19 protein-coding genes are annotated in these 21,901 nt (G+C 70.0%); 17 read left to right on the forward strand and 2 right to left on the reverse strand.

The genetic code is table 11. The annotated features are described in order from the left end of the window. Positions 1 to 36: 36 nt before the first annotated feature. The 4 genes from ACFWH5_RS01365 to ACFWH5_RS01380 all read left to right on the forward strand — a co-directional run bounded on the left by ACFWH5_RS01365 (position 37) and on the right by ACFWH5_RS01380 (position 3,944). Positions 37 to 1,320 (forward strand): M18 family aminopeptidase, encoded by a 1,284-nt coding sequence (locus ACFWH5_RS01365; protein WP_378830907.1) that lies wholly within the window; start codon positions 37 to 39, stop codon positions 1,318 to 1,320. 192 nt (positions 1,321 to 1,512) lie between these two features. After that, positions 1,513 to 1,863, forward strand: coding sequence for an ArsR/SmtB family transcription factor (locus tag ACFWH5_RS01370; RefSeq protein WP_378830909.1), 351 nt, complete (start codon positions 1,513 to 1,515; stop codon positions 1,861 to 1,863). Between the two features lie 39 nt (positions 1,864 to 1,902). Continuing rightward, positions 1,903 to 3,390 carry a purine-cytosine permease family protein gene (locus ACFWH5_RS01375; RefSeq protein WP_378830912.1) on the forward strand — a complete coding sequence of 496 codons (1,488 nt, stop codon included), beginning with the start codon at positions 1,903 to 1,905 and terminating at the stop codon, positions 3,388 to 3,390. Continuing rightward, positions 3,387 to 3,944: a cysteine hydrolase family protein gene (locus ACFWH5_RS01380; protein ID WP_378830914.1), complete on the forward strand. Its 558-nt coding sequence runs from the start codon at positions 3,387 to 3,389 to the stop codon at positions 3,942 to 3,944. Before ACFWH5_RS01375 ends, ACFWH5_RS01380 begins: the two co-directional genes overlap by 4 nt. Before the next feature lie 18 nt (positions 3,945 to 3,962). On the opposite strand, the gene ACFWH5_RS01385 is transcribed toward ACFWH5_RS01380, so the two are convergent. Continuing rightward, positions 3,963 to 5,456: a glutamate-cysteine ligase family protein gene (locus ACFWH5_RS01385; RefSeq protein WP_378830917.1), complete on the reverse strand. Its 1,494-nt coding sequence runs from the start codon at positions 5,454 to 5,456 to the stop codon at positions 3,963 to 3,965. 98 nt (positions 5,457 to 5,554) lie between these two features. On the opposite strand from ACFWH5_RS01385, the gene ACFWH5_RS01390 reads away from it, so the two are divergent. The 4 genes from ACFWH5_RS01390 to ACFWH5_RS01405 are packed head-to-tail and all read left to right on the forward strand — an operon-like array spanning position 5,555 to position 9,562. Then, on the forward strand, positions 5,555 to 6,409 hold the full coding sequence (locus tag ACFWH5_RS01390; protein WP_378830919.1) for a tryptophan 2,3-dioxygenase: 855 nt from the start codon (positions 5,555 to 5,557) through the stop codon (positions 6,407 to 6,409). Then, positions 6,410 to 7,465 carry a hydrolase gene (locus tag ACFWH5_RS01395; protein WP_378830922.1) on the forward strand — a complete coding sequence of 352 codons (1,056 nt, stop codon included), beginning with the start codon at positions 6,410 to 6,412 and terminating at the stop codon, positions 7,463 to 7,465. A 1-nt stretch (position 7,466) separates the two neighbouring features. Continuing rightward, complete coding sequence (locus ACFWH5_RS01400; protein ID WP_378830924.1) at positions 7,467 to 8,726, forward strand: kynureninase; 1,260 nt, start codon at positions 7,467 to 7,469, stop codon at positions 8,724 to 8,726. Then, positions 8,723 to 9,562, forward strand: coding sequence for a PaaX family transcriptional regulator C-terminal domain-containing protein (locus ACFWH5_RS01405; RefSeq protein ID WP_378830926.1), 840 nt, complete (start codon positions 8,723 to 8,725; stop codon positions 9,560 to 9,562). The genes ACFWH5_RS01400 and ACFWH5_RS01405 overlap by 4 nt, the downstream gene beginning before the upstream one ends. Before the next feature lie 64 nt (positions 9,563 to 9,626). Here ACFWH5_RS01405 and ACFWH5_RS01410 read toward each other — a convergent pair whose 3' ends face one another. Further along, positions 9,627 to 10,109, reverse strand: coding sequence for an FBP domain-containing protein (locus ACFWH5_RS01410; protein ID WP_378830928.1), 483 nt, complete (start codon positions 10,107 to 10,109; stop codon positions 9,627 to 9,629). 235 nt (positions 10,110 to 10,344) lie between these two features. Here ACFWH5_RS01410 and ACFWH5_RS01415 point away from each other — a divergent pair, with 235 nt between their 5' ends. From ACFWH5_RS01415 to ACFWH5_RS01455, 9 genes are all read left to right on the forward strand, one after another. Continuing rightward, entirely contained in the window at positions 10,345 to 11,757 is a 1,413-nt protein-coding gene (locus ACFWH5_RS01415; protein ID WP_378830930.1) for an MFS transporter, read from the forward strand. Positions 11,758 to 11,913: 156 nt separating this feature from the next. Continuing rightward, positions 11,914 to 12,489 (forward strand): SRPBCC family protein, encoded by a 576-nt coding sequence (locus ACFWH5_RS01420; RefSeq protein ID WP_378830932.1) that lies wholly within the window; start codon positions 11,914 to 11,916, stop codon positions 12,487 to 12,489. Then, on the forward strand, positions 12,486 to 13,961 hold the full coding sequence (locus ACFWH5_RS01425) for a phytoene desaturase family protein (RefSeq protein ID WP_378830935.1): 1,476 nt from the start codon (positions 12,486 to 12,488) through the stop codon (positions 13,959 to 13,961). The genes ACFWH5_RS01420 and ACFWH5_RS01425 overlap by 4 nt, the downstream gene beginning before the upstream one ends. Positions 13,962 to 14,061: 100 nt before the next feature. Beyond that, the gene (locus ACFWH5_RS01430; RefSeq protein WP_378830937.1) at positions 14,062 to 15,018 is read left to right on the forward strand and encodes an SDR family NAD(P)-dependent oxidoreductase; all 957 of its coding nucleotides are present in this window, start codon (positions 14,062 to 14,064) and stop codon (positions 15,016 to 15,018) included. Positions 15,019 to 15,170: 152 nt separating this feature from the next. After that, positions 15,171 to 16,943, forward strand: a complete 1,773-nt coding sequence (locus tag ACFWH5_RS01435) for an ABC transporter substrate-binding protein (protein ID WP_378830939.1) — start codon at positions 15,171 to 15,173, stop codon at positions 16,941 to 16,943. Between the two features lie 69 nt (positions 16,944 to 17,012). After that, a complete protein-coding gene (locus tag ACFWH5_RS01440) occupies positions 17,013 to 18,656 on the forward strand; it encodes an ABC transporter ATP-binding protein (protein WP_378830941.1) in 1,644 nt (547 codons plus the stop codon). Continuing rightward, positions 18,653 to 19,612, forward strand: coding sequence for an ABC transporter permease (locus tag ACFWH5_RS01445; RefSeq protein WP_378830944.1), 960 nt, complete (start codon positions 18,653 to 18,655; stop codon positions 19,610 to 19,612). The genes ACFWH5_RS01440 and ACFWH5_RS01445 overlap by 4 nt, the downstream gene beginning before the upstream one ends. Continuing rightward, on the forward strand, positions 19,609 to 20,574 hold the full coding sequence (locus ACFWH5_RS01450; RefSeq protein ID WP_378830946.1) for an ABC transporter permease: 966 nt from the start codon (positions 19,609 to 19,611) through the stop codon (positions 20,572 to 20,574). Before ACFWH5_RS01445 ends, ACFWH5_RS01450 begins: the two co-directional genes overlap by 4 nt. Before the next feature lie 22 nt (positions 20,575 to 20,596). Continuing rightward, a complete protein-coding gene (locus ACFWH5_RS01455) occupies positions 20,597 to 21,898 on the forward strand; it encodes an alpha/beta fold hydrolase (RefSeq protein ID WP_378830948.1) in 1,302 nt (433 codons plus the stop codon). Positions 21,899 to 21,901: the final 3 nt, after the last annotated feature.

A 21,901-nucleotide genomic window follows, 5' to 3' on the forward strand; every position in this document is an offset into this window, starting at 1 on the left:
CCGGTTCGCCAGGCCGCGCCGACTAGCATCGAAGGCATGCCCGTCAGTCCCGCCGCCCTTGCGCACGCCACCGATCTCGCCGATTTCGTCGCCGCCTCCCCGTCGAGCTACCACGCCGCCGAAGAGGTCGCCCGCCGTCTCGAGGACGCCGGCTTCGTCCGCCTGGACGAGACGGCGGAGTGGCCGGCGCAGCCGGGCGGGCGCTTCGTCGTGGTGCGCGACGGCGCCGCGATCGCCTGGGCAGTGCCGTCGGATGCCGTCGCGACCACGCCCGTGCACGTGCTCGGCGCGCACACCGACTCCCCCGGCTTCAAGCTCAAGCCCCAGCCGACCATCGGCACGAAGGGCTGGCTGCAGGCCGCGGTCGAGGTCTACGGCGGCCCGCTGCTCAACTCCTGGCTCGACCGCGAACTGCGCCTCGCCGGCCGGCTCGCGCTGGCCGACGGCCGCGTGGTGCTGGCCGCGACCGGTCCGCTGCTGCGTCTGCCGCAGCTGGCCATCCACCTCGATCGGGGCGTGAACGACGGGTTCGCCCTCGACAAGCAGACCGGCACGCAGCCGGTGTGGGGACTGGGGGATGCGGAATCCGCCGATCTGCTCGCGGAACTGGCCGATTCGGCCGGCGTCGACGCGGCCGAGATCCGCGGGTTCGACGCCGTGGTGGCCGATGCCGCGCGCGGTGCGGTCTTCGGCAAGGACGACGCGTTCTTCGCCTCCGGCCGGCTGGACGACCTGGCGTCGGTTCACGCGGGTGTCGTCGCCCTGATCGAGGCGACCGAATCCGCCTCGGGCGTGATCCCCGTGCTCGCCGCGTTCGACCACGAGGAGCTCGGCTCGGAGTCGCGCTCCGGCGCCGCGGGGCCGTTCCTCGAAGACGTGCTCGTGCGGGTGTACGCCGCGCTCGGCGCGGATGCCTCGGAGCAGCGCCGCGCCCACGCGGCGTCCTGGCATCTGTCCAGCGACGTGGGCCATTCGGTGCACCCGAACTTCGCGCACAAGCACGATCCCGTGGTGCAGCCGCTGCTCGGCTCCGGCCCGATCCTCAAGATCAACGCCAACCAGCGTTACGCGACCGACGCGGTCGGTGCCGCCGCCTGGGTCGGATGGTGCACGCAGGCCGGGGTCTCGGCGCAGGAGTTCGTGTCGAACAACGCGGTGCCGTGCGGCTCGACCATCGGCCCGATCACGGCGACGCGACTCGGCATCCGCACGGTGGACGTCGGCATCCCGATCCTGTCGATGCACTCCGCGCGCGAGCTGGCGGGCGTCAGCGATCTGCACGACCTGTCGCGCGTCGCGCGCGCCTTCTTCGCCGGCTGATCACCGCAGACGCGCTTCGGCACCGCGGGCCCGCGCTACTCGGCGACCCCGCGATGCGGCGTGCGTCAGCAGCAGCCGTTCTCGCAGCAATCGCCCATGTCACACCTCCTTCATCGATGCTCATCGATATGTGAACGATGCGATCGTGACGCATATATTGACGAGTGTCAATGTCTGACGCAGAATCGAGGGGTGACCACGATCGAGGCGCTCCCCCTGCGTGACCTGCGCTCCTGCTGCGCTCCTCTCACCCGCGCACCCCTCAGCCGCGCCAACGCCGAATCGCTGGCGGCGTCACTGAAGGCGCTCGCCGACCCCACCCGGCTGCGAATCCTCTCGATGATCGCCGCGCACGCCGACGGCGAGTCCTGCGTGTGCGACCTCACCGATCCGCTGCAGCTCAGCCAGCCCACGGTCTCGCACCATCTGCGCGTGCTCACCGAGGCGGGGTTCCTCGAGCGCGAGAAGCGCGGCACCTGGGCGTACTTCCGCATCGTCGACGATGCCTTCGCATCGATCGCCCATCTGCTCGGCCGCGACTGACCTGTGCCGCCGAGGCCGACGCAGTGCCAGGATGAAGGCATGACCGCCACGCCTCCGGCATCCGCCACGCCCCCGGCATCCGCCACGCCCTCCGCGCCGCCGGCATTGATCGAGCGCACGGGCATCGAGATCATCCCCGAGTCCGACCGATCGGCCCGGCCGCGGGATCTGTTCTGGCCATGGTTCGCCGCGAACGTCTCCGTCTTCGGGATGAGCTACGGCTCCTTCGTGCTCGGATTCGGCATCTCGTTCTGGCAGGCGACGCTCGTGTCGGTCATCGGCATCGTGGTGTCGTTCTTCCTGTGCGGGCTGATCGCGATCGCCGGCAAGCGCGGATCGGCTCCGACCATGGTGCTCTCGCGCGCCGCCTTCGGCGTGCACGGGCAGAAGGTGCCCGGCATCGTGTCATGGCTCACGTCGATCGGGTGGGAGACGTTCCTCGCCATCTTGGCGGTGCTCGCCACGGCGACCGTCATCACCAGGCTCGGCGGCGACGGCGACAGCGTCGCCGTCAAGGTCATCGCCACCGTGATCGTGGCCGCGCTCATCGTGACCGCCTCAGTGCTCGGCTATCACACCATCATGAAACTGCAGTCGGTGCTCACCTGGGTCACCGGCGTCGTCACGGTCGTCTACATCATCCTCGCCGCACCGAGCATCGATCTCGCCGCGGTGATGGCCAGGCCCGACGGTGGCATCGGGCAGGTCATCGGCGCGCTGGTCATGGTGATGACCGGCTTCGGACTGGGCTGGATCAACATCGCCGCCGACTGGTCGCGCTACCAGAAGCGCACCGCGTCGGACGGATCGATCATCTTCTGGAACACCTTCGGCGGCGCGATCGCTCCCGTGCTTCTGGTCGTCTTCGGCCTGCTGCTGGCGGGCTCGAACGAGAACCTGTTCACCGCCGTGCAGAACGATCCGATCGGCGCGCTCGCCTCGCTGCTGCCGATCTGGGTGCTCGTGCCGTTCCTGCTCACCGCCGTGCTCGCCCTGGTCTCCGGCGCCGTACTCGGCATCTACTCCTCGGGGCTGACCCTCATCAGTCTCGGCATCCGCATCCCGCGCCCCTCGGCGGCGGCCATCGACGGCGTGATCCTCACACTCGGCACGATCTGGGTGGTGTTCTTCGCCGCCGACTTCCTCGGCCCGTTCCAGAGCTTCCTCATCACCCTCGGCGTGCCTCTGGCATCGTGGGCCGGCATCCTCATCGCCGACATCCTGCGCCGCCGTCGCGACTACGACGAGAACGCGCTGTTCGACGCGAGCGGACGTTACGGCTCCTGGGACTGGACCTCCATCGGCACGATGATCGTCGCCTCGGTGATCGGGTGGGGCTTCGTCATCAACACCTTCGCCGACGCCGCGCCGTGGAACAACTGGCAGGGCTACCTGCTCGGGCTGGTGGGCGGCAGGGACGGCGAGTGGGCGTACGCGAACCTCGGCGTCTTCTTCGCCCTCGTGCTCTCGTTCGTCGTGACCTGGTTCGCGCGGAAGGGCACGATCCGGCGGCAGGAGCAGGGGTGACGGATGCCGCGGGCGGCGACGCCTGGCTGGTCGTCGTCGACCCGCAGAACATCTTCGCCTCACCGGATTCCGCGTGGGGCTCGCCGTTCTTCCCTCAGGCGATCGCGAACATCCGCCGGCTCGCCGGACGCTTCGCCGAGCGCGTGCTCGTGACCCGGTGGATGCCGACCGCCGATCGAGCGACCTCCTGGGGCGACTACTTCGCGGCCTGGCCGTTCGCCGACCGGCCGGCGACCGACGCGCTGTTCGACCTGGTCCCCGAGGCGAAGCGGCTCTCGCCGCACCCGACCCTCGACCTGCCCACCTTCGGGAAGTGGGGTGCCGAGCTGGAAGCGATCGTGGGCCGCGGTGCGCGGGTCGTGCTCACCGGGGTGTCGACCGACTGCTGTGTGCTCTCGACCGCGCTGGCGGCGGCGGATGCCGGAGCACGCCTGACGGTCGCCACCGACGCCTGCGCGGGTTCGACCGCCGAGAACCACGCGGCCGCGCTGCACGTGATGGGCCTGTACCCGCCGCAGATCACCCTGGCGACGACGGCGCAGATCCTGGCCTGACCGCGGGCGGGATGCGGATCAGTCCCACCAGGTGTGCACGGGTTCACCCGCGCGCATCCGCTCCAGGTAGTCGGCGAGCATCCCGTGCAGCGCCTCCTCGCGCGTCTCGCCCGCGGCCTCCCGCGCCGCGACCTGTTCACGCTGCCACACGGCGCCGTTGCGACCCGTCAGGCAACGCTGTTCGATGATGCCGAGGCAGCGGTCGCGGACCTCGGCATCCACGCCGTACGCGTCGAGCCCCTCGGCGGCGGCGGGCAGCAGCCGACGCAGCACCAGGTCACGTGCGCCGACCCGTCCGATGCCGGGCCAGGACAGTCGCGCCTCGATGCCGTCGCGCGCGCCGGCGTGCAGGTTCTCGCGCGCGGTGTCGAACGTCATCTGCGTCCACAGCGGGCGGTCCGCGGCCGCGAGGCTGTGCACGAGGCCGTAGTAGAAGGCGGTGTCGGCGAGCACGTCGGCCATGCTCGGCCCACCCGGCAGCACCCGGTTCTCCAGCCGGAGATGGTGCCCGCTCTCGGTGACGTCGTAGATCGGGCGGTTCCAGCGGTAGACCGTGCCGTTGTGCATCCGCAGCTCCGACAGGGCGGGGCTCTCGCCACGGGCGAGCACCTCGAACGGGTCCTCGTCGCTGCACACCGGCAGCAGGGCCGGGAAGTAGCGCGAGTTCTCCTCGAAGAGATCGAAGATCGACGAGATCCAGCGCTCACCGAACCACACCCGCGGCCGGACCCCCTGGTTCTTCAGCTCCTGCGGGCGAGTGTCGGTGGCCTGCTCGAACATCGGGATGCGCGTCTCGTGCCACAGCGCACGACCCGCGAAGAACGGCGAGTTCGCCGCCAGCGCCACCTGCACCCCGGCGATCGCCTGCGCGGAGTTCCAGTACGAGGCGAACTCCTCCGGCGGTATCTGCAGGTGCAGCTGCACCGACGTGCAGGCCGCTTCGGGAAGGATGGTGTCGCACACGATGTCGAGGTCCTCGGCCTGCCCCGGATGCAGCGGGCGGCCGTCGAGGCGCAGCTCGATGTCCTCGCCGCGGGCCGCGAGGATCTGCTGTCCGAGCAGGCTGTAGCGCGGATCGGCGGAGAGCCACTGCTCGGTGAAGTGGTGCTCGTCGAGAGTGGGCAGCATCCCGATCATCGCCAGCCGCGAACCGGTGCCGCGTGCACGGTCGTCGGCCGCACGGAACGCCGACTGCAGCGCGCTCTCGAGCTTGGAGAGATTGTCGCCGTCGAGCGGGCGGGGTGCGACGTTGATCTCGATGTTGAAGCGGCCGAGCTCGGTCTGGAATGCCGGATTGGCGATGGCCTCCAGCACGGTCTCGTTGGACATCGCGGGCGCGCAGTGCTCGTCGACGAGGTTCAGCTCGATCTCGAGTCCGAGCTGCGGCTCGGCGATCTCGAAGCGCGCGTCGGCGAGCATCTCCGCCAGTGCATCCAGGCATCGTGCGACGCGGCTGCGGAACAGCGTCCGATCCTGCCGGGTGAAGGTTCTGTTGCCGACGTCGTCTCCCATGGGAAGACGCTATCGGGCGAACCCGACAGCACTCTCCCAGCCGTCGTTCGCGCGTTTCACGATTGTGACGGTCGCCACCACAGTGATATCGTCGCGCCATGAGCACCGAAGCCAACGAACGCGCGATCGAGGACGGCATCGTCACCGATCTCGCCGACCGGATGACGTACGGCGGGTACCTCGACCTCGACCGGCTGCTCGGCGCGCAGCATCCGGTCTCGCAGCCCGAGCACCACGACGAGATGCTGTTCATCATCCAGCACCAGACGACCGAGCTGTGGCTCAAGCTCGTGCTGCACGAGCTCGGCACCGCGCGCGACCGGCTCGCCGGCGACGACCTGCGTTCGGCGCTGAAGCACATCGCCAGGGTCAAGCACATCCAGGAGGTGCTCACCCAGCAGTGGTCGGTGCTCGCCACGCTCACCCCCACCGAGTACGCTCAGTTCCGCGGCGCCCTGGGCAACTCCTCCGGCTTCCAGTCGGTGCAGTACCGCGGCGTGGAGTTCGCGCTGGGCAACAAGAACGAGCGGATGCTGAGCGTCTTCGCGAACCACCCCGAGAATCTCGCCCTGCTCACCGCCGAATGGGAACGGCCGACCCTGTACGACGAGTTCCTGCGCTACGTGGCACGCCGCGGACTCCCCGTGCCGCACGAGATCCTGGAACGCGACGTGCGCCTGCCCTACCGCGAGCATCCCGAGCTGGTCGGCGCGATCCGCGAGATCTACGAGAACCCGCACGAGTACTGGGATCTGTACGAGGCGTGCGAGGAGCTCGTCGACGTGGAGGACAACTTCCAGTTCTGGCGCTTCCGCCACCTGCGCACGGTCACCCGCACGATCGGCATGAAGAGGGGCACCGGTGGGTCGAGCGGCGTCGGGTTCCTGCAGCGGGCACTGGATCTCACGTTCTTCCCCGAGCTGTACAGCGTGCGCACCGAGATCGGACGCTAGATGAGGGTCGTCACCTTCTTCGCCGCGGGGATGCTGCACGAGGGCTCCCTCGTGCAGCACGACGGCGCCCTTCGCCTGCTCGAGGAGCCGGCACCGACCGGCGCCCCGCGACTGGACGGGATCGTCACCGGGCTCTTCACCGACCACCACGTGCACCTGCAGCTCGTCGACCACGCGCTGCTGGCCGGGTCGCGGCTCGGCCGGGTGGTCGACCTCGGCGCGGATCTCGGCTGGATCGCCGGGATCGCCCGTGGCACGCGGATGGATTCGGCAGGCTCAGGGGGTTATGCCGCATCCGTTTCCATCCGTGACGACGGGGCACGGATGGATTCGGCAGGTTCCTGGGCCGTTCGACCGGCGGAATCCATCCGCCCCGTCGCGGTGGACTACGCGGGGCCGTTCCTCACGGCGGCGGGCGGCTACCCGTCCGATCGCGCGTGGGCGCCCGAGGGCGCCGTGCGCGAGATCCCGGATGCCGCGAGCGCGGGCCCTGTGGTGGATGAGCTCGCCGCGGCGGGAGCATCCGTCATCAAGATCGTCGCGAACAGCGACGCCGGCCCCGTGATCGACGACGAGACCTTCGCCGCGATCGTGCGCGCCGCGCGGGCGCACGACCTTCCCGCCGTCGCGCACGCGGAGGGTGCGGGCCAGGCGCAGCGCGCCGTCCGACTGGGCGCGAGCCGACTCGCTCACGCCCCGTTCAGCGAGCGGCTCACCGACGACGAGATCGCCGAGCAGGCGGCATCCGCGTCGTGGATCTCGACGCTCGCCGTCCATGACGATGCCGCTCGGGCGATCGCGATCGACAACGTGCGGCGCTTCTGCACCGCCGGCGGCACGGTGCTCTACGGCAGCGACATGGGCAACGGCGACACCCCGGTCGATCTGCGCGACAGCGAGATCGCCGCGCTCCGCGACGCCGGCGTGGACGGCATCCCGCTGCTGCGCGCGCTCGACCCGCTCAGCCCGCTCACGCCCGGCGCCGCCCTGCTCGTGCTGCCCGCGGGAGATCCCGCGCTCGCGCGACGCCTCTCACCCGCCGATCTGGAGGTCTGATATGCCCGAATCGCTGGAAGACGAGCACCGCCGCGTCGCCGGCGTGCTCTCCCCCGACCTGCTCGCCGAGGCTCGACGGCTCGACGCCGCCGACCCGCTCGCCGCTCACCTCGCCGCGTTCGCCGAGGCTCCGGGGGTGACCGCGTACCTCGACGGGAACTCGCTCGGCCGACCGTTGAAGGACATGCCGGAGAAGGCGGCGCGGTTCATCCGCGACGACTGGGGCACCCGGCTCATCCGCTCCTGGGACGAGCAGTGGATGGATCTGCCGATGCGACTCGGCGACCGGATCGCCGCGGTCACCCTCGGCGCCGCCGCGGGACAGACGGTCGTCGCCGACTCGACCAGCGTGCTGCTCTACAAGCTGATGCGCGCCGCTGTCGCCGCGCGCCCGGGTCGCAACGAGATCGTGATCGAAGGCGGCAACTTCCCCACCGACCGGTTCATCGCCGCCGGCGTCGCCGAGGAGACCGGCGCGACCCTGCGGTGGATCGAACCGGATGCCGTCACCGGCGTGACCGCCGACGACGTCGCCGAGGTGGTCTCGGATCGCACCGCGCTCGTCGTGCTGAGCCACGTGGACTATCGCTCCGGAGCGCTGGCCGACATGCCGTCGATCACGCGGGCGGTGAAGGATTCCGGAGCCGTCATGCTCTGGGACCTGTGCCACTCCGTGGGCGTCGTGCCGATGCAGCTGGACGCCTGGGGCGTCGACATGGCCGTCGGCTGCACCTACAAGTACCTGAACGGCGGGCCAGGATCGCCCGCATTCGCCTACCTGCGCACCGAGCATCAGGGCCGGTTCGCGCAGCCGATCCACGGCTGGTGGGGAGCGGCGGACATCTTCGCCATGGGGCCGGAGTACGCGCCCGTCGGCGGCATCCGCCAGCTGCTCAGCGGCACCCCGCCGGTGCTGTCGATGCTGGCCATGCAGGGCATGCTCGATCTCATCGCGGACGCGGGGATGGCGGCCGTGCGCGCCAAGTCGATCTCGCTCACCGACTTCGCCGTGCGCGCCTATGACGAGCTGCTCGCACCGCGGGGCGTGCGGCTGCTGTCACCGCGCGCGGCATCGCGGCGCGGTGGTCATGTGACCATCGGGCACGACGCGTTCCAGGAGGTCACTCAGCAGCTCTGGAAGGACGGCGTCATCCCCGACTTCCGATTCCCCGACGGCATCCGGCTGGGCCTCTCGCCGCTGAGCACGTCGCATGAGGAGACGCTGCGCGGCATCGTCGCCGTGCGCGACGCCCTGGTATGACCACCACCATGCGCTCGCCGGCGGCTGCGGCGGATGTTGTGGTGCTCGACGACATCGATGCCAGGCCGGGCAGCACCACCTCGCTGCTGCGCACCCTCATCGGGCTGTACCTGCGTCCACTCGGAGGCACGATCTCGCCCGCAGCGCTGGTGCGGCTCGCCGCCGACCTCGGCATCCCCGCGGCGCGCGCGCGGACGGCGATCACCCGGCTCAAGCAGCGCGGACTCCTGATCGCGGTGCCGAGCGCCGGCTATAAGCTCAACCCGGCCGCCGTGCCGATGCTCGAGCGCGGCGACCGGCGCATCTTCGAGGTGCGCACGATGCGTGCCGGAGACGACTGGACCCTGGTGTCCGCGACCATCCCGGAGACCCGTCGCGATCTGCGGCACCAGCTGCGCCGCCGGCTGCATTTCCTCGGCGCCGGCGCGGTCTCCCCCGGCCTGTGGATCGTCCCCGGCCACCTCGACGGCGAGATCGAGCTGCTCCTCGATGAGATCGGCGCCCGCTCGTTCGCCACGCTGTTCCGCACCACCGACCCGCGGCCGGCCTCCCCGCTGGCCGAGGCCGTCAGCGCGTGGTGGGATCTGCCGGCGCTGCGCGCCGAGCACGAGCGCTTTCTGACGTCGGTCGCCGCGCTCGACCCGTCAGCGCCGTTCGCCGCGTACGTGCGCCTGATCGACAGCTGGCGGGTGCTGCCGTACATCGACCCGGGGCTCCCGGCCGAACTGCTGCCCGCCGACTGGCCTGGTGCACGCAGCGTGACGGTGTTCGAGAGGCTGTCCCGCGAGCTCTCCGGTCGTGCACTGCAGCACATGCGGCAGTGCACGACCGGCTGAACCGACGATCGTCCATGATGAACGTGCGGTCGGGGCCGGCAGGGCGAACGGATCCGCCCTGCGATCAGCCCAGCTCGCGCACGAACGCGGTCACGTGTTCCCGCAGCTTCAGCATCCGCATGTCGCGGGCGAGTTCGCGGTCGTAGCCGTCGTACGCCAGCGGAGGCAGCCGGCGCACATTCGCGGAGCAGCCGAAGTTCTCGCAGATGAGGGTGCCGATCGTGCCCCCGCTGCGACCTGCCGCACCCGCCTTGCGGGCGGCGAAGAACTGCACGTCGTTGCGCAGCGTGACGTCCTCGCACCACGCGCACTGCGCCCGGCGGACGATGCGCTGCTCGGTGCGCTGCAGCAGCACACCGACCGGCTCGTCGTCGATCTCGGCGACGATATAGGCCCGGCGGGGCATCTTCGGATCGAACCAGCCGAGGTAGTCGAGCCGGGCGAAGTCCCGCTCGGCGACGTCGGCGGGCAGGGTGAGCGAGGAGACCTCCTTACGGGAGGCGTTTCGGAAGGAGGCGCGGATGGCGCGTTCGTCGATGGGACGCATGAGAGTGCTTTCTGTTCGAGACCGTCGGTCAGGACGGGGTGAGAGGAGGGCATCCTCCAGATCGGATGCCGGGGTGCGACGAAGCTCCGGTGACGGGAGTTCCGCCGCCGGATCGCTCTCAGCCTCTGCCGTCGGCGCGCGATGCGCCGACGACCGCCTCTCGCGCCACGCGGGCGCTCTCTGCGAACAGCATCAGACAAGTCTAGGTGCCGTCCGGCAGGAGTAGGGTCAGGCTGTGACGCCGTTCACCTCTCTTCAGCGCCTCGTCGTGACGGTGGCGATCCTCGCCTCGTTCGTGACGTTCCTCGACGGCACCGTGGTCACCGTGGCGCTGCCGGCGATCAGTCGTGAACTCGGCGGCGGGATCGTCACCCAGCAGTGGGTCGTCGACGCATATCTGATCACGCTCAGTGCCCTGATCCTGCTCGCCGGATCGGTCTCGGACGCCTATGGCCGGGTGACCGTGATGCGCATCGGGCTGGTCTCGTTCGGCATTGCCTCCGTCGCCGTCGCGCTGGCGCCCGACCCGCTGGTGCTGATCATCGCCAGGGCGGCGCAGGGAGCGGCTGGCGCGCTGCTCGTGCCGAGCTCGCTCGCCCTGATCACCGCGACCATGCGCGGCGAGGTGCAGTCCAGGGCGATCGGCGTGTGGACCGCCTTCACCACCGGCGCTCAGCTGGTCGGGCCCCTCATGGGCGGCGTCTTCGTCGACCTCCTCTCTTGGCGCTTCGTCTTCCTCATCAACGTGCTGCCGATCGCCGTGAACCTCGTCCTGCTGCGACGGCTGCAGCTGCCCGAGCATCCGCGCGGCATCCGCGTGGACTGGTGGAGCGGTGCGCTCTGCGCACTCGGCCTCGGCGCACTCGTCTTCGCACTCATCGAGCAGGAGCGCTTCGGGTGGGGATCGCCCGCGATCTGGATCCCGGGAGCGGCCGGTGTCGCGCTCACGGCCCTTTTCCTCGTGCGGCAGGTGCGGTCGGAGGCTCCTCTCATGCCGCTGTCGCTGTTCCGCGTGCGCAACTTCGGCTGGGGAAATCTCGCCACGCTGTTCATCTACGCCGCGCTGTCGCTGAACGGATTCGTGATCGGCGTCTACCTGCAGCAGGGCCCGGGGCTGAGCGCGACGGCGGCGGGACTGGCCAGCCTGCCCATCACGATCCTGATGATCCTGCTCAGTTCGCGCGCCGGCACCTGGGCGGGCCGGCTCGGTCCGCGGCTGTTCATGACGCTGGGTCCGCTGCTCATGGCCGTCGGGGCGCTCCTGCTGCTGACCGTCGGGCGGGACTTCGACTACTGGTGGCAGGTGCTGCCCGCGATGATCGTGCTGGGACTGGGGCTGTCGCTGACCGTCGCCCCGCTCACCTCGGCGATCCTCGGCGCGATCGACGAAAGCCGCAGCGGCATCGCCTCGGCAGTGAACAACGCCGTCTCGCGCGTCGCCGGCCTGCTGGTCGTCGCGCTGCTGTCGACCATCGTGGGCGGAGCGCTCGACCTCGACGGGTTCCACAACGCGGCGTGGGTCACCGCCGCGTTGTTCGCGCTGGGCGGGATCGTGTCGTGGATCGGCATCCGGCGCAATCCCGCCGATGCGGACGCCGGTGCCCTCGACGACGGCACAGCGCCGGACGCCGCGCGACGGAAGAGCTGAACCGCCCGAGCCGCCCCCAGTCCCCGTCGGATGGCGAGCCGGTCCGCCGCCAGGCAGGGCATGCCACATGAGGTGCCGGCGCGCAAGCCGCTCGTGCGCGCTCGGTGCGAGGGACTAACGTCGAACGCACAACGACGACGACGGAAGGCCGACGCGATGTCGCGCAATGTGAGGGTGTTGCGCTGCGCACCCGAGGACGTGTTCGAAGTGCTGTCCGACGGGTGGCTCTACCCGTCGTGGGTCGTCGGCGCCTCGCGGATGCGCCAGGTCGACGAGATCTGGCCGCACCCCGGCGCGCGGCTGCATCACTCCTTCGGTGTGTGGCCGGTGCTCATCAACGACAAGACCGTCGTCGAGGCGTTCGATCCGCCGCACACCATGCAGATGCGCGCGCGGGGGTGGCCCGTCGGCGAGGCGCTCGTGACGATCCACGTCAAGGCCCGCGGCGACGAGACGGTGGTGCGCATCCAGGAGGAGCCCATCGCCGGTCCCGCGCGCCTCGTGCCGCGCCCGATCATGGATGCCGTGCTGCTGTGGCGCAACGCCGAGACACTGCACCGCCTGGCCTATCTCGCAGAGGGCCGGGCCGTGGTTCGTTCGTCGAACACGACGGCCGATCGTGAACAGGCGGAGGCGCCGGACGGCAGTGGAATGAGCGACAGCGACGGAAGCGACGCGTCGCAGACGCAGACCGAATCGCGCGTGAGCGATCAGGAGACCAGGGAATCGTGAGTGCGCGCCGTCGGGGTGGCGACGCCGACCTGGATGCCGTCGTCGTCGGTGCGGGTCCGAACGGCCTGGCGGCGGCGGTCACCCTCGCCCGCGCGGGGCTTCGCGTGCGGGTGTACGAGCGCGCCGATCAGACCGGCGGCGGCGCGGCCACGCGGGCGTTGACGCTGCCCGGCTTTCAGCACGACGTGTGCTCGGCGGTGCATCCGATGGCCTTCGAATCGAGATTCTTCCGCGAGTTCGGGCTGCGCCGACGCGTGGAGTTCGTGACGCCCGAGGTGTCGTTCGGGCAGCCGCTCGACGGCGGACGCGCCGGCATCGCCTACCGGGACCTCGCGCGCACCCGCGATGCGCTCGGCATCGACGGCCCCGCCTATGAAGCCCTGATGCGTCCTCTGGCGGCACGGTCGACGAAGGTCGCCGACTTCACCGGGTCCACCCTGCTGCGCATTCCGCCTGATCTGCCCACCGCTGTCCTCTTCGGGCTCCGCGCCCTCGAGCAGGGCACCGGAGCTTGGGACGTCCGCTTCCGCGAAGATGCCGCCCCCGCGATGCTCACCGGCGTCGCCGCGCACACCATCCTGGCGCAGCCCAGCATCGCCGGCGCGGGCGCCGGACTCGCGCTCACCGCCTACGCGCATGCGCGCGGCTGGCCGATTCCGGTCGGTGGCAGCCAGGCGATCGCGGATGCGATGGTCGACGACCTGCGCGCCCACGGCGGTGAGATCGTCCTCGACCACGAGGTCACAGCGCTCGACGAGCTGCCGCCCGCGACCGTGACCCTTCTCGATGTGACGCCGAAGGCGCTCATCCGCCTCGCCGCTGACGCCATGCCGACCCGCTACCGCCGCGCGCTGCAGCGGTTCCGCTACGGCGACGGCGTCGCCAAAGTCGACTTCGCCTTGAACGCCCCCGTGCCGTGGCAGCATCCGGAGCTGCGCCGTGCCGGCACCGTGCACGTCGGCGGCACCCGTGCGGAGGTCGCGGATGCCGAGAACCAGGTGCACCGCGGTCAGCTGCCCGAGCAGCCCTACGTGCTCGTCTCGCAGCCGTCCCTGTTCGACGCCACGCGTGCGCCCGACGGGATGCACACGCTGTGGACCTACACGCACGTGCCCGCGGGCAGCACCGCTGACCGCGAGGAGGCGGTGGTACGTCAGATCGAACGGTTCGCCCCCGGCTTCCGCGACACGATCGTCGCCAGCAACTCGCGCAGCGCGCGGGAGGTCGAGCAGCACAATCCGAACTATCCGGGCGGCGACATCGCGGCAGGCGCGCCGGACCTGTGGCAGCTGTTCCGCCGGCCGGTGCTCAGTCCCGACCCGTGGCGGACGCCGATGCCCGGCGTCTACCTCGCGTCGGCATCCGCATCGCCCGGGCCGGGCGTCACCGGGATGCCGGGGTGGCACGCCGCCCTGAGCGCCCTGCGCCACGATTTCGGAACGCACACCCTTCCCGACCTCTCCCCTCGCTGACCCGACCGGGCCGCGGCGCGTGCTGTCAAGGGGGACGCCGGAAGGTTTCTGCAGCGCCTACGGTCGCGGGCATGGGTTCCCCGCAGACATCGGCCGACGAATGAGCGCGAAACACAGCCCCGTCGTCGTGGTGACCGGCGCGTCGAGCGGAATCGGGCGCGAGACCGCACGCCTGCATGCCCGCAGGGGCGGGCGCCTGGTGCTCGCGTCCCGCAGCCGGGCGGCGCTCGAGACGGTGGCGCAGGAATGCCGTGAACTCGGCGGACAGGCACTGGTCGTGCCGACCGACGTGACCGACGAGCGCGCCGTGCACGCGCTGGCGGCGGCCGCCGTGTCGCGGTTCGGGCGCATCGACATCTGGGTCGGCAACGCCGGCACGTTCGCGTACGGCGCCTTCGAGGATCTTCCCTCCGACGTGTTCCGACAGGTGGTGGAGACGAACCTCATGGGCCAGGTGCACGGCGCGCGTGCCGTGCTGCCTCACCTGCGTCGCCAGGGACACGGCACACTTGTCCTCGTCGGGTCGCTGTACTCGCACGTCGGATCGCCGGCGATCTCGCCGTACGCGACGAGCAAGTTCGGCCTGCTCGGGTTCGCCGAGTGCCTGCGCGCCGAGCTGCGCGGCAGCGGCATCCGCCTGCGCCTGATCCTGCCGAGCACGATCGACACCCCGATCTACCAGCACGCGGCGAACTTCACCGGCCGCCGCGTGCGTCCGCTGCCGCCGGCGTCGTCGCCGAAACGCGTCGCCCGTGCGATCCTGCGCGCGCCGCGGAGCCACCGCTTCGCGGCCTTCGTGGGTCGCACGCAGACCGCGGTGCGACCCGTGCACGATGTCGCGCCGCCCGTCTACGATGCCGTGGCGTCGTGGCTGATGGACCACGTCGAGCTGCACGGGCGGGACGCCGAGGCATCCCCCGGCACCGTGTTCACGGCGCCCGAGACGGCGAGCCCCGTGACGGGAGGCTGGCGGCGGACGCGACGTCGCGTGCTGTTCGGCGCGATGGTGGCGGCGGCGGTGCTGGCGCTGCCGCTCCGCTCTGAGCGCAGGCGCTGACCCGTCGGACGCAGAGCAGACGAAGCGTCACCGCATCCTTCTGCAGCTATCTGACATGTGCTATGTTACTGCTGCCCGGAGGTTCCCGGCCTCCATGGAAGCCCGTCGACGCTGCGGGCGACGACCCGAATCAAGGAATCAAGGACGACTCTATGACTCGCAAGAAGATCTCCCTGCTCGCTCCCCTGGTCATGGCGTCGGCCGTCGCCCTGGCGGTCACCGGATGCTCCTCAGCCGGCGGCGGGGGCGGCGACGGCGAAGCCGGTGAGCCCCGGACCGGCGGCACCCTCAAGGTGCTCTCCAACGGCGACGCCGACCACATCGACCCGCAGCTGGTCGCGTACGTACCCTCGAACAGCATCACCCGCGTCATCTCGCGCTCGATCCTCAGCTACGAGACCTCGAACGACGAAGCCGAGCGCACGGCACTGGTCGGCGATCTCGCCACCGAGGTGCCGGAGCCGGCCGATGACGGCCTCAGCTACTCCATCACCCTGCGCGACGGAGCGACCTGGGATGCTGCCGACGGCGCACGCCCCATCGTCTCCGCCGACATCGAGCGCGGCATCAAGCGCATCTGCAACCCGCACATCGGCGCCGCCCTGGGCGGGTACTTCATCAGCCTCATCGAAGGCATGGCGGAGTTCTGCGAGGGCTTCTCGTCGGTCACCCCCGAGGTGGAGCCGATGAAGGATTACATCGAGTCGAACGACATCTCCGGCATCGAGACACCCGACGACAAGACCGTGATCTTCCACCTCGTCGAGCCGGCATCCGACTTCACCTCGATGCTCAGCCTGCCGACGGCGAACCCGGCCCCGATCGAAGCGCTCGACTACATCCCGGACTCCCCCGAGTACCGCAACAACTTCGTCGCATCGGGGCCCTACACGATCGCCGAGCACAAGCCCGACGTGAAGATGACCCTGGAGCGCAATCCCTCCTGGGAGGCGGACAGCGACCCGCTGCGCAAGGCGTACGTCGACTCCATCGAGATGACGATGGGCGTGGAGGTGGATGCCGCGATGCAGCAGCTGCAGGCGGGATCGGCGGACCTGCTGTTCGACCTGCAGCCCGGCCCCGCGAACATTCAGCAGCTCAACAGCGTCGGTGACGACAAGTTCTCCACGCTCGAGAACGGCGGCGTGGATCAGTTCCTGTGGATCAACACCAAGACCGACAACAACGACGGCGCGCTGCAGAAGCTCGAGGTGCGTCAGGCGCTGCAGTACGCGATCGACAAGACCGCCGTCGTGCAGGTCATGGGCGGCGAGGACATCGCATCGGTGACCAACGGCATCTTCGGCCCCGGCATCAACGGTTACGAGGAGTATGCACCGTACGGCGACGGCAGCGGCAAGGCCGACCCCGAGAAGGCCAAGGAGCTGCTGGCCGAGGCGGGCGTCGAGTCGCTCACCCTGAAGTTCCCGTATCGCAACCTGGGTTCGCAGCCGGACATCGCGCAGACCGTGCAGGCCAGCCTGGAGGAGGCCGGCATCTCCGTCGAGCTCTTCCCCGTTCCGCCGACGGACTACTACGCGAACTTCATGACGAACCACGAGAACGCCACCAGCGGCGAGTGGGACGTCGCACTCGTCGGGTGGTCGCCCGACTGGGTCGGCGGTGCGGCGCGCAGCGTCTTCCAGCCGCAGTTCAGCTTCGACGGCAACCCGCAGTCGTACAACTACGTCGACTACAACAACGACGAGGCCAACGAACTCGCCGCGCAGGCTCTGGCCGCCGGTTCGCCGGAGGAGGCCGGCAAGCTGTGGCACCAGGTCGACCAGGTCGTCATGGCGGACTCCCCGATCGTGAGCATCGTCGCGAAGAAGAAGGCGAACTACCACTCCGAGCGGGTGCAGAACTTCGCGATCTACTCCCTGGCGCAGAACGGGGACTGGGCCAACGTGTGGCTGAGCGAGTAAGCACACGCTGACCGTGCTGCTGCGGTGCCGCCAGGCACCGCAGCAGCACGCATTCTGAGGAGGAACCGCATGCCGATACTCGAGATCTCACAGCTCACCGTCGACATCCCGACCGAAAGCGGCGACGTGCACGCCGTCAAGGGCGTCTCCTTCGACGTCGCGGAAGGCGAGTTCTTCGGCATCGTCGGCGAGTCCGGATCGGGCAAGTCGGTGCTGGTGCAGTCGGTGATGGGCCTCATCCCGAACGCGCGCACCAGCGGCTCGGTGCGCTTCCAGGGCGAGGACCTGCTCACCCTGGACGCCGAGCGGCTGCGCCGCAAGCGCGGGCGGGAGATCAGCATGATCTTCCAGGATCCGCTCTCGAGCCTCCACCCGCAGTACACCGTCGGCTGGCAGATCGTGGAGCAGATCCGCGCGCACGAGAACGTGTCCCGGCAGGCGGCCAAGGCCCGCGCGATCCAGCTTCTGGAGAAAGTGCACATCGCCGACGCCGCGTCGCGCTTCGATGCGTACCCGCACCAGTTCTCCGGCGGCATGCGGCAGCGTGTGATGATCGCCATGAGCCTGTCGCTGAACCCCGCACTGATCATCGCCGACGAACCGACGACGGCCCTGGACTCGACCGTGCAGGCGCAGATCCTGCAGCTGCTCGGCGAGATGAAGGAGGATCTCGGCGCCACGGTGCTCATGATCAGCCACGACCTGGGCGTGATGGCGAGCGTCGCCGACCGGGTGATGGTGATGTACCGCGGCGAGCAGGTGGAGATCGGCGCGAGCCGGGAGGTCCTCACCCGGCCCCGCGATCCGTACACCGTCTCGCTCATCGAGTCGTCCTCGTTCACGCAGAGCCGGCGCCAGGCGCCGCTCGGCCGCGTCGAGGACGCAGCGACGGAACCGGCGCCCATCGCCGAGGTGTCGGGCGTGAGCGTCTCCTTCTCACAGCGCCGCGGCCTCGATCGCCCCGTGCTCGACGGCATCGACCTCGAAGTGCGGCGCGGCGAGACGCTCGGCCTCGTCGGCGAGAGCGGATGCGGCAAGACCACGCTGGCGCGCACTATCGCCGGCCTCGTGCCGCCGTCCGAGGGAACCGTCCGCTTCGACGGCAGAGACGTCTCTCAGATCAAGGGAGCCGAATGGCGGCGGATGCGGCAGAAGGTGCAGGTCGTCTTCCAGGACCCCTTCTCGTCGCTGAACCCCAAGCGTCGCGTCGGCTCGATCATCGGCGATCCGCTTCGGATCCACGGCGTCGGGAACGCGCGGGAGCGGCAGCGGCGCGTGCTCGAGCTCCTCGAGATGGTCGGACTGGACCCCGACCACTACAACCGCTTCCCGGCACAGTTCTCCGGCGGCCAGCGCCAGCGCATCGGCATCGCCAGGGCGATCGCCCTCAACCCCGACCTCGTCATCCTCGACGAGCCGGTGTCGGCACTCGACGTGACCGTGCAGGCACAGGTGCTCCAACTGCTCGACGACCTGCAGCGCGACCTCGGACTGACCTACCTGTTCATCTCGCACGATCTCGCCGTCGTCCGGCACATGTGCGATCGCATCGCGGTGATGGAGCACGGCCGGATCATCGAGCTCGACGACGCCGAGACCATCTACCACTCGCCGCGCGAGCCGTTCACGAAGAAGCTGCTCGCCGCGGCCTTCCTCGAGTCGCTCGACGCCGCCGCCCCGGCATCCGATGAGGCGCGGGAGGTCGCATCATGAGCGTGTTCTCGAAGGAGACCCTGACGCTGCTCATCCCCTCGCGGGGGGCGCAGGACGCCGCGCAGAGCGCGAAGGGCTCGTGGCACCTGACGTTGCGCCGGCTGCGCAGAGACCCCGCCAGCATCATCTCCGCCGTCGTCATCCTGCTGATCGTGGCCTTCGCCCTCGCCGCTCCGCTCATCGCGCAGTGGACGGGGCACGGACCAACGGCGCAGTTCCGCGAGACGGGCCTCTCCCCCTCCGGCATGCCCGTCGCGCCGAACGGCGAGTTCCTGCTCGGCACCGACCAGCTCGGCCGCGACGTCTTCGTCCGTCTCGCCTACGGCGCGCAGGTCTCGCTGCTCGTCGGCGTCGTGGCGTCACTGGCGGCATCCGCCATCGGCATCCTGATCGGCATGACCGCCGGGTTCTTCGGCGGCATCGTCGACACCGTGCTGAGCCGCGCCATCGACCTGGTGATGAGCGTGCCGTTCCTGCTCGTCGCCATCGCGACGGTGTCGGTGCTCGGCCCCAGCCTGCAGCTGTCGATCTGGGTCATCGTGTTCTTCAGCTGGGCGGGTCTCGCCCGCGTCATCCGCGGACAGGTGCTCGCCCTGCGCGAGCGCGAGTTCATCGAGACCGCCCGCTCGCTCGGACAGTCCAGTATCGCGACCATGTTCCGCGACGTGATGCCCAACCTCGTCGTGCCCATCGTCGTCTACACGACGCTGATGATCCCCGCCGCGATCGTCTTCGAGGCGACGCTCTCGTTCCTGGGGCTGGGCGTCGTGCCGCCGACGCCGAGCTGGGGCAACATGCTCGCCGACGCCGCCAACGGGTCGATGTACATGGTGGCGCCGTGGATGGTGCTCGTCCCCGGCCTCGCCCTGCTGACGCTCACCCTCACCTTCAACCTGCTCGGCGACGGCCTCCGCGACGCCCTCGACCCGTCCTCGACGAAGGGAGCCCGCGCATGATCCGCTACATCCTCTCGCGCATCGGCTTCGGCCTTCTCGTGCTGTTCATGCTCAGCATCTTCATCTTCGTGCTGTTCTACGTGACACCGTCCGACCCGGCCCGCATCATCGCCGGCGACAAGGCCACCGAAGAGCTGATGGCGCAGATCCGCACGAATCTCGGGCTCGACAAGCCGATCTGGGAGCAGTACCTCCTCTTCCTCGGCAACCTGCTGCAGGGCGATCTCGGATACTCCTACCGGTCGAGCCTTCCGGTGGCCGACCTGGTGCTCGCCCGCATCCCGGCCACCATGTCGCTGGTGTTCGGCGCGGTCGTGGTGTGGCTCGCGATCGGCATCCCGATCGGCATCGCCTCGGCCAAGCGCCCCGGCAGCGCACGCGACCGGCTGGGTCAGGGTTTCGCGCTGGTCGGCATCAGCTTCCCGACCTTCGTGCTCGGCATGATCGCGCTCTACACGCTGTACTTCCTTCCGACCCGGTTCGGGGTGAACCTCTTCCCGCCGTCGGGGTACGTGCCGCTCACCGTCGATCCGCTGCAGTGGGCGTGGCACCTCGTGCTGCCCTGGGTGACGCTGGCCATGGTCACCGCGGCCGTCTACGCGCGGCTCACGCGAGGGCAGATGCTCGACGTGCTCGGCGAGGACTACGTGCGCACCGCGCGCGCCAAGGGCCTGACCGAGCGCCGCGTGATCTACGTGCACGCGTTCCGCAGCGCCATGCCACCGCTGGTCACGCAGCTGGGCATCGACATCGGGCTGCTGCTGGGCGGCGTGATCGTGATCGAGCAGGTCTTCGGCCTGCAGGGCGTCGGCGCTCTCGCCGTCACGAGCGTGGCCAGGCAGGACCGGCCGGTGGTGATCGCCATCGTGCTGCTGGGCGGACTGTTCGTCGTGCTCTCCAACCTCATCGTCGACCTGTTCTACGCTCTCCTGGACTCCCGCGTGCGCACCCGCGCGCGCTGAACGGAAAGGCGGGTCAGCACGCATGACCGATGACTTCGAATACTTCGTCGGCACGGAGATCGTCGCTCGCGACGTCTGGACCACGGTTCCCCTGGACTGGAACGACCCGGATGGCGAGACCATCGACGTCTACGCGCGCGAGTTCGTCGCCGCCGAGCGCAGGAACGACGATCTGCCGCTGCTGCTGCACCTGCAGGGCGGCCCAGGGGGCAAGGGCATCCGTCCGCTGGGCCGGGGCGACTGGGTCGCCGCGGCGCTGTCGCGATTTCGGCTGATCGTCCCGGATCAGCGCGGCACGGGACGCTCCACGCCCCTCTCTGGCGCGCAGTTCGCGGCCCTTCCCGCCGAGGAGGCCGCCCGGCGCCTCTCGCTGCATCGCGCGGATTCCATCGTGCGCGACTTCGAGGCCCTCCGCGCCGTGCACTACGGCGGACGGCAGTGGTGGACGATCGGTCAGAGCTACGGCGGCTTCCTGACGCTGCACTACCTGTCCACCGCTCCGCAGGCCCTCGTCGCCTCGGTGGTGGCCGGTGGGCTGGCCTCGCTCGACCCGGATGCCGAAGAGGTATACCGGCGCACCTTCCCGCGCGTGGCCGAGAAGAACCGGCTGTTCCGCGACCGCACCCCGCATCTCGCGGCGCGCATCGATCGGGTCGCGGACCTTCTGCAGGCGGAGGATGTGCGGCTGCCGGACGGCGACCGCCTGACCGTGCACCGGCTTCAGGCGCTCGGGCTGGACTTCGGCATGGGCCCGGGCTTCGACCGCGTGCACTGGCTGTTCGACGAGGCATTCGCGGACCGCGCGGAGACCAGGCTCAGCGACACCTTCCTCGCCTCCGTCGGCGCCGCGACCGGGTTCGCCGGCAATCCCCTGTTCATCACCCTGCAGGAGAGCATCTACGGGGCGGGGCCGACCGGCTGGGCTGCGCAGCGCGAACGCGATCGGCATCCGGAGTTCGCCGAGTCGGCGCGGCCGCTGCTGTTCACCGGCGAGATGGTCTTCCCCTGGATGTTCGAGGAGATCAGGTCGCTGCGCGGATTCCGCGCAGGAGTCGAGCTGCTGGCCGCGCGCGAGTGGCCGATCGACCTGTACGACACCACGCGGCTCGCCGCCGGCGACGTGCCGGTGGAGGCGGTCGTGTACTTCGACGACATGTACGTCGACGCCGGCCTATCGATGGAGACCGCGAAACGCGTCGGCGGCCTGCACGCCTGGGTCACCAATGAGCACGAACACGACGGCATCACCCAGGAGGGCGTCGCGGAGCGGCTGTTCGTCGCGCTGGAGAGGCGGCTCGGCGGCACGCCGCGCGAGCGCCGATGACGA

Source organism: Microbacterium sp. NPDC058345, assembly GCF_042723855.1.
Taxonomy (GTDB): Bacteria; Actinomycetota; Actinomycetes; order Actinomycetales; family Microbacteriaceae; genus Microbacterium.